This window comes from Micromonospora sp. HK10, from assembly GCF_000982955.1.
Lineage (GTDB): Bacteria > Actinomycetota > Actinomycetes > Mycobacteriales > Micromonosporaceae > Micromonospora.
Genome location: NZ_KQ058760.1, coordinates 50,447 through 58,196 on the forward strand (window position 1 = coordinate 50,447; position 7,750 = coordinate 58,196).

A 7,750-nucleotide genomic window follows, 5' to 3' on the forward strand; every position below is an offset into this window, starting at 1 on the left:
ACGCGGTCGCCCCGCCGGCGGCCGCCGGGTCCGCGGCCAGCCTGGGCCGGGCGGCGGGCGGCGTGCCGCGCCGGTGTCCGTTGCGCCGTGCCGGCTCCGCTTCCGGACCGGGCACCGCCAGCGGTACGTCGTAACGGGCCTCCCCGCGCTCCTCCCCCGCGCTCACGCCGCCGCCTCGCATCCCGCCGCGGCGGCGCGCGCCGCCCCACCGGTGCTGCTCATGCGCGTGCTCACGAGCGCTCCCGGACGGCCGAGCGGACCTGCCGGATGCTCTCCAGCACCAGTTGCTCGGCCGACTGGAGCTGATCCCGGGTCACCACCACGCCGCCATGGTGAGCCCGGATGAAGTCGTCGAAGGCCGCGGCCGTCGAGCGGGGCGTGAAGCCGTACTCCCGCTCGAGTCTGCTGGTGTCCACCACCCGACCGTGCACGAAGAGGTCGACCTGGTCCAACCCGTACCGGCCGAAGCCCATGCTGCGGGCGATCGCGGCGACCCCGGCGAGGCCCGGTTCCAGCACCGGTACGGCCACCCGTCCGGCCCGCCGGATCGCCTGCGACAGCGACAGCACCCCGGGCCCGGCGACGTTGTACGTCCCCGGGTGCTCCTCGGCCACCGACCGGTGCAGTACCTCGAGGGCGTCGTCGAAGTGGACGAACTGCAGGCGCGGGTCCCGGCCGAAGACGGTGGGGACCACGGGCTGGGCGAAGTAGCGGGTGAGCGTGGTGTCCGCGGTGGAACCGATGAACGGCGCGAACCGGAGCACGGTCGCGGTCACGTCGGGGCGCCGGCGGCGGAAGCCGCGGACGTACCCCTCGATGTCGAGGATGTCGCGACCGAAGCCGCCGCGCGGGACCTCGCGCGGCTCGGTCTCCTCGGTGAAGACAGCCGGGTCCCGGAACGACACCCCGTACGCGGCGGTGGATGAGCGGACCACGAGCCGGCGCAGCCGGGGCGCGCGCTGGCAGGCGGCGAGCAGCTGCATGGTGCCGATGACGTTCTGTTCCTTCATCGCCGGCCGGCCGCCGTGCTGCGGGTCGGGGGCGGTGACCAGGGCGAGGTGCACCAGGGCGTCGACGTCGAGGTCGGCCAGCAGGCCGCCGAGCGAGTCGAGGTCCAGCCGGATCCGCTCGACGCCGGCGAGCAGGTCGTCGAGCTCGGGGTTGGGGGTGGCCGGGTCGACCCCGATGACCCGGTCGATCCGGGGGTCGGCGGCGAGGCGGGCGGCGACGTGCGCGCCCAGGTAGCGACCGACCCCGGTCACGACGACAACCCCCGGAGCACCTGGGGTGCCACCGGGGGTCACGTCGTGCGCCTTGTCCGGCAGGCGGGATCGAGCCGGGGTCTCCCTGGCCTGATCACCTGAGCCTCCGAGGGTCGACAGTTGGCAGGTGCCGCGGAGTGCCGGGCCGGAGCCCGGCCCCGGTCACTTGCCGAGACGGCGACGCTGGACGCGGGTCTTGCGCAGCAGCTTGCGGTGCTTCTTCTTAGCCATGCGCTTGCGGCGCTTCTTGACCACCGAGCCCATACGACAGCCTTTCGATGCAACGTGCGGGGCGGACCGGGAGACACCACCGGGTGGCGTCGTGACCGCTTGCGGACAACGGACCGGACCTGCGTGGTGGGCAGGGCACACCATGGTGCGGTCACGGTCGGGGTCCAGGGTAGCGGGAGTGCGTCAGCAGGACCAACGCGCCCCCGTCGATGCCCCATTCGTCGCAGTCGGCGAGGTGCCTGAGGGGCGCGTCAGGCGGTCTCCTGGAACGCTCCCCGCAGGTATTCGTGCACGGCGTGCTCGGGCACCCGGAACGAGCGACCGACCCGGACCGCGGTCAGCTCGCCGCTGTGCACGAGACGGTAGACCGTCATCTTGGAGACCCGCATGACCGTCGCCACCTCGGCGACGGTCAGGAACCTGACATCCGACAGCCGTGCGTCGGACTGCGACCCGGCCATGGCTCACCGACCCATTCCCATGCCCGGCGCGAGCCATCGGGCAGGCTGGTTCCGCCACGACGGGCAACGCGCGTGTTACCAGTACGGTAGCGGGGCGGCTGTGACCGGCGCGATCCCTTCCTGCGAATGATCATGGGACATCTGCCCTTTCACCCGCATTGACCTGGCGTTTCCTCCCCCGACGGGCGACCCGTCCCGTTGACAGGAGCCTGCCCCGCCGGCGAGACGTGCAGCGCGATGGTGGCGCTCACTCGGCGCGCAGCGCCACCACCGGGTCGAGCCGACCGGCGCGCTGGGCGGGCACCACGCCGAACACGATGCCCACCGCCGCCGACACCCCGAACGCCAGCGCCAGCGACCACCAGGTGATCGCGGCGGGGATCGGCGAGACCGCCTCCACCAGCAGCGCCGTACCGACCCCGAGCGCCATCCCGGCCAGCCCGCCGATCGAGGTGAGCAGCACCGCCTCCAGCAGGAACTGCACCCCGATGTCCCGCGGCCGGGCACCGACCGCCTTGCGCAGACCGATCTCCCGGGTCCGTTCGCGGACCGAGACCAGCATGATGTTGGAGACGCCGACGCCACCGACCAGCAACGAGATCCCCGCGATGGCGGCCAGCACGCCGGTCAGTACGCCGAGGATGTCGCCGAGCACGCCGAGGATCTGCTGCTGGGTGACCGCGCTGAACTCGGTGTCCGGGTGCCGGCGGGACAACTCGGCGACGATCCGCTCGCCGAGCTGGTCGATGCGCTCCCGGTCGGGGGCTTTCACCGCGATCCCGTCGATCCGCTGGGTGCCCCAGAGCCGCTGCGCCGCGGTCACCGGGATGTGCACCTCGTCGTCCCGGTCCACGCCCAGGCTCTGCCCGAGCGGGGTGAACACCCCGATCACCCGGAACCGCACCCCGGCCAGGGCGACCTGCTGGCCGAGCGGGTCCCGGTCGGGGAAGAGCGCCCGCGCCACGGACGCGCCGAGCACCGCGACCCGGCGGCTGGTGTCCACGTCCGCCCCGGTGAGGTAGCGACCGCGAGCCAACGAACGGGTGAACACCTGCGGCGTGGTCTCCAGGACGCCCTGCACGGTGGTGAAGTCGGAGCGGGCACCGGCCCGGGCGGTCGCCCCGGACGCCACGGTGACCGCCACCCGGCCCGGGTCGCCGACCACCCGGGACACCGCGTCGACGTCCTTGAGGTCCAGCGGCGAGACCACCGGGGCGGTGCCGACGTCGATCCGCCCCGGGACGACCAGCAGCAGGTTCGAACCCAGCCCTTCGACCTGCCGCTCGACCTGCTGCTTGGTGCCGGTGCCGATGGCCACCAGCACCACCACCGAGGCGACCCCGATGATCACTCCGAGCATGGTCAGCAGGCTGCGCATCCGGTTGGCCCGCAGCGCGTCCAGCGCCACCCGCCAGGCCTCGGCAAGCCTCACCCGGCACCTCCCGACCCGGTCTCCGCGTCGGGTCGCGGCCCGGGAGCGCGCTCCGGCCCGCCGCTCGTACGCGGAAGGCGTCCGGTGGCTCCGGCGGCGCCACCAGAGCCACCGGACGGGTGCCCCGGACCGCTTCCGGACGCGGACCGGGGCTCCGCGCTGGGAGCGGGGTCCAGTGTCGCAGGTCCACCGTCGCCGCCCGACAGCGGTCGATCATGAAAGGTGTCCGAGCGGATCAGGCCGTCCCGCACCGCGATCCGGCGGCGGGCCCGGGCGGCCACCTCCTGGTCGTGGGTCACCATCACCAACGCCACGCCGGACTCGGCGTTCAGCTGTTCGAGCAGCTCCAGCACCGCCTCGCCGGTGCCGGTGTCCAGGTTGCCGGTGGGCTCGTCGGCGAGCAGCACCGCCGGGTCCGTCACCAGGGCGCGGGCGATGGCAACCCGCTGCTGCTCGCCGCCGGAGAGCTGGTTGGGCCGGTGGTCCAGCCGATGCCCGAGCCCCACCCGGCCGAGCATCGCCGCCGCCCGGTCCCGCCGCTGCCGGGCCCCGATGCCCCGGTAGACCAACGGCAGCGCCACGTTGTCCACGGCGGACGTCCGGGGCAGCAGGTGGAAAGCCTGGAAGACGAAGCCGATGGTGCGGTTGCGCAGCGTCGCCAGCTCGGGCGCGGAGAGGGTGGTCACGTCCCGGCCACCGATCACCAGCCGCCCGCCGCTCGGCCGGTCGAGCCCGCCGAGCAGGTGCATGAGCGTCGACTTGCCCGACCCGGACGGCCCGATCACCGCGACGTACTCGCCCGGGTCGATGGTGAGCGACACCCCGCGCAGGGCCGGCACGGACACCCCGTCCAGCTCGTACGTCCGGGACACGTCGACGGCCTCGATCGCCGGCACCCCGGTGGGAAGGGCGCCGGTCACCGGCGGACCCGCCGCGTGCGACGTGGCGCGGGGATCACTTCAGCTCCTGGCCGTCGCGGACCTGGTCGGCACCGCGTACCACGATCCGGTCGCCGGCCCGCACCCCGCTGACGATCTGCACCAGATCCTGCCCCTGCACACCGACGACCACCGGCACCCGGTCGGCGTGGCCGTCGCGCAGCACCCACACCGCGTCGCGGCCGTCGGCGAAGAACACCGCCGAGGCGGGCACCGCCACCGCGTCCGCCGCCTCCCGGACCCGCAGGTGCACCACCGCGTTCATGCCGGGCCGGGGCGTCGGCGCGGCCTCCCCCTCGCCGAGCCGGCCGGCGCCGAGGTTGAGCCGCACCCGGTAGGTGACCCCGCCGCGGGCGGAGGTGGTGGGCAGCACGTCCACCGAGCTGACCGTGGCGTCGTAGGTCGCGCCGGTCACCGCGTCCAGCTCCACCGAGGCGACCAGGCCGGCCCGGACCAGCAGCACGTCCGTCTCGTCGACCTCGGCGAGCAGGCTGAGCCGGCCGGTGTCCACCACGGTCAGTACGGGGGTGCCGGCGGTGACCCGCCCGCCCTGCGGCACCGCGTCGTCGACCCCCGGCGGCGGCCCGCCCTGCCCGGCCGCACCGAGGCCGCCGGGGTCGAGGCCGGGCACGCCGCCGCCGGCCGCACCCAGCAGCGCGGAGAGATCCGTCGGCTGGCCGGCCCGCGTCCCGCCGGGCTGCACCACTCCGGCGATCGGCGCGCGCAGGGTCAGCGCGTCGACGGTCGCCTTCGCCAGGTCGTACGCCTGCTGGGCCTGGAGGCGCTGCGCGGCCGAGAGGGAGCCCACGGCGCTGCTCAGTCCGGCGACGCCGCGCTGCACCGCGGCGACCGCCCGGTCGGCGGCGCGGGCGGCCGACTCGTACTGGCGCTGCGCGGACTCGACCTGGAGCAGCAGCGCCGAGCGCACCTGCGGGTCGCCGATCCGCCCGGCGGCCCGGCGGGCGGCGTCGAACGCCTCGGCGGCCGCCCGGTCGGTGCCGCGCCGGCTGCCGCCCAGGTCGCCGACGCCGACGCCCCGGCCGGCCCGCTGGGCCGCGCGCAGCGCCGCCCGCGCCTGCCGGAGCCGGTCCTGCGCGGCCGGCGAGTCGATCACGGCAAGCACCTGGCCACGGCTGACCCGCTGCCCGGGGCGAACCCGCAGGCTGGCCAGCGTGCCGTCGGCCGGTGCGGTGAGGGTGGCGGCGGCCCGGGCGGCCACCGTGGCGGGCGCGTCGATCACCTCGGCCACCTCGGCGCGGCCGACCTGCGCGACGGACACGGCCGAGCCGTCGTCGCCACAGGACGCGGCGGTGGTGCCGGTCAGCGCGACGACGGCGAGGAGGGCGGTGAGCAGGCGGGGGCGGGTGACCGCGGGCAGTCGCGGAGGGTGGATGCGGGCCACCCGGCCCATGCTACGACCCGTCGACGACCGTCGACCCGAGCCGCATCCGCAGCACGGGCAGCGTCAACCGGCGACCGCCCGGACATATCCGACGCAGTCGTCGTGCAACGCGGGCCAGGGGTCGCCGAGGATCGCCTCGGCCGCGTCGTCCAGCGGCTTGCGCTCGTGCACCACCGCCCGGAAGAAGTCCCGTACCCGCTGCTCGCCGTACCGGTCGACCAGGTGCCGCACCGCCAGGTAGCCGACCCCGTAGGCGCCGCCGACCCGGTCGTCGGCCGCGTCGTCGGTGGGGGCGAGCGAATCCAGCCGCCCGTTCCACCCGCCGTGGACCAGCTGGCGCACCTCGGCCAGGCCCTCGTACCGGCCGACCGGCTGGCCGTCCGAGCCCGCGTACTCGGCCAGGCCCTCGACCAGCCACCAGGCCGACCGGTCCGAGTAGCCGCCGTCGGGCAGCGACGCGGCGTGGGTCAGCTCGTGCCGGAGCAGCTCGCCGGTTCCGCCCGGGGAGAGGCTCGCCGCGTTGAGCACCACGTCGTGGTGCCCACCGCCGACGCCGACCGCGTAGCCGGCCGTCCACTTCGGCCGCCCGCCGCCGTACCAGCGCTGCCATTCGGTCCGCCCGGCGTAGAAGACCAGATAACAGTCCGGGGGCCGGCCGGTCACCGCGTACAGGTCGGCGACCGCCGCGGCGGCCTCGGCCTCGGCGAGCAGCCCCGGCAGTCGGCCTCGCAGGGCGGGCGTGCTGGCCACGACGACCCGCTTCCCCACCGCCACCGCGAGGTCGCTGAGCTCCCAGGGGCGGGCGCCCGCCGGCTTCGCCCGCGACTGGTCGACAGCGACCAGCCGGGGCTCCGCGCCGACGAGCCGCCAGCGGGTATCGAACTCCACGGTGGCCGGGCGGCACGACGGCACCACGAAGCAGTAGCCGACAGTGACCGGCAGCCGCCACTGCCCCGGATGCCCGTCGTCGCCGGTCGGCAGCCCCGCGGCCGCCGGCCGCCAGACGGTCACCCGCAACGCCCGCAGCCCGGCGTACCGCCGGCTGAGCGCCGGACGCGCGGCCGGCTCTGCGATCGCGAGGAACCCGCTCCGGTCCCCGCCGAGCAGCGCCGTGGCCTGCCGTGCCAACTGCCCGGCCATCCGCTCGCCGAGCCGCCGGGCGGCCGCGGCAGCCGGGTCGTCGCCCTGCGCGGCCGGCCGCCCGGCAGCGTCGCGCACCAGCCCTGGCAGCAGTACGCCCGCCGCGCCGCCCGCCACCAGCACGAACACCAACGTGACCGCCACCCAGCCCCGCCGCCAGCGACGCCTCCCGCCCCCACCGGCGACCGGCCCCTGCCCGACCGGCCCCTGCCCGACCGGCCCTCGCCCGACCGGTCCGGCCACCACCGGCCCTTGCCCGACCGGTCCGGCCACCACGGGCTCTTGCCCGACTGGTTCCTGCCCGACGGGCCTGGGCATGGCCGACCCGGCCTCGGCGGCCGGGGGCCCGGCAGCGGCAGCGGCAGCGGTCGGGGACGACGCGCCGGCGGCGGCCGTCGAGGCGGGGTGGGGCGCGGAGGGCGGCGCGGGGTGGGGAACGGCGGCCGGGGGCGGCGGCGGGACCGGCAACCCGCCAGCGCAGGCGCTCGCGGCAGCCGGCTCGCTGGCGCTCAGTGCCGGGTCGGAAGCCTGCTCGTCACCGTCGGTCACCGGCGAAGGGTACGACCAATCGGGCGTTCCGACCAGAGCCCGCCCGCGCGTCGTCCACCAGCGGCGACCGCGCCGCTCGGCGATTCCTGTTCCGCCGCCTACCGATCTGATGGCGCAAATAACTCAGCCGCGCACCACTCCGCCCTTCCGGGCGCGGGCGGGAACGCATCCGGACAGGAGCAGGCGGGAACAACCTCCGGACAGAGGCGAGCGGGAACAGCGTCCGGACAGAAGCGGTGCGGGGCGGGAACGTCGTCCGGACAGGAGCGGGCGGGAACAGCGTCCGGACGGGAGCGGGGCGAGGCGGAAACGACGTCCGGACAGGGAGCGGGGCG

7 protein-coding genes are annotated in these 7,750 nt (G+C 75.8%); all 7 read right to left on the minus strand.

Features of this window, described 5'->3' with window-relative positions; genetic code table 11:
• Positions 1–230: 230 nt before the first annotated feature.
• Positions 231–1,304, minus strand: coding sequence for an NAD-dependent epimerase/dehydratase family protein (locus LQ51_RS09910; protein ID WP_046564427.1), 1,074 nt, complete (start codon positions 1,302–1,304; stop codon positions 231–233).
• 120 nt (positions 1,305–1,424) lie between these two features.
• On the minus strand, positions 1,425–1,526 hold the full coding sequence (locus LQ51_RS31895) for a 30S ribosomal protein bS22 (RefSeq protein ID WP_007465623.1): 102 nt from the start codon (positions 1,524–1,526) through the stop codon (positions 1,425–1,427).
• Between the two features lie 218 nt (positions 1,527–1,744).
• Positions 1,745–1,954: a helix-turn-helix domain-containing protein gene (locus LQ51_RS09915; protein WP_046564428.1), complete on the minus strand. Its 210-nt coding sequence runs from the start codon at positions 1,952–1,954 to the stop codon at positions 1,745–1,747.
• Positions 1,955–2,201: 247 nt separating this feature from the next.
• Positions 2,202–3,386 carry an ABC transporter permease gene (locus tag LQ51_RS09920; RefSeq protein WP_046564429.1) on the minus strand — a complete coding sequence of 395 codons (1,185 nt, stop codon included), beginning with the start codon at positions 3,384–3,386 and terminating at the stop codon, positions 2,202–2,204.
• Positions 3,383–4,306, minus strand: a complete 924-nt coding sequence (locus LQ51_RS09925; protein ID WP_369799834.1) for an ABC transporter ATP-binding protein — start codon at positions 4,304–4,306, stop codon at positions 3,383–3,385. The genes LQ51_RS09920 and LQ51_RS09925 overlap by 4 nt, the downstream gene beginning before the upstream one ends.
• 34 nt (positions 4,307–4,340) lie before the next feature.
• On the minus strand, positions 4,341–5,735 hold the full coding sequence (locus LQ51_RS09930) for an efflux RND transporter periplasmic adaptor subunit (RefSeq protein ID WP_046564430.1): 1,395 nt from the start codon (positions 5,733–5,735) through the stop codon (positions 4,341–4,343).
• Between the two features lie 54 nt (positions 5,736–5,789).
• Entirely contained in the window at positions 5,790–7,010 is a 1,221-nt protein-coding gene (locus tag LQ51_RS09935; RefSeq protein WP_046564445.1) for a hypothetical protein, read from the minus strand.
• Positions 7,011–7,750: the final 740 nt, after the last annotated feature.

Coding starts and splice junctions, on each gene's coding strand:
- LQ51_RS31895 (WP_007465623.1), bottom strand. CDS start 1,526: ATGGGCTCGGTGGTCAAGAAGCGCCGCAAGCGCATGGCTAAGAAGAAG.
- LQ51_RS09915 (WP_046564428.1), bottom strand. CDS start 1,954: ATGGCCGGGTCGCAGTCCGACGCACGGCTGTCGGATGTCAGGTTCCTG.
- LQ51_RS09930 (WP_046564430.1), bottom strand. CDS start 5,735: ATGGGCCGGGTGGCCCGCATCCACCCTCCGCGACTGCCCGCGGTCACC.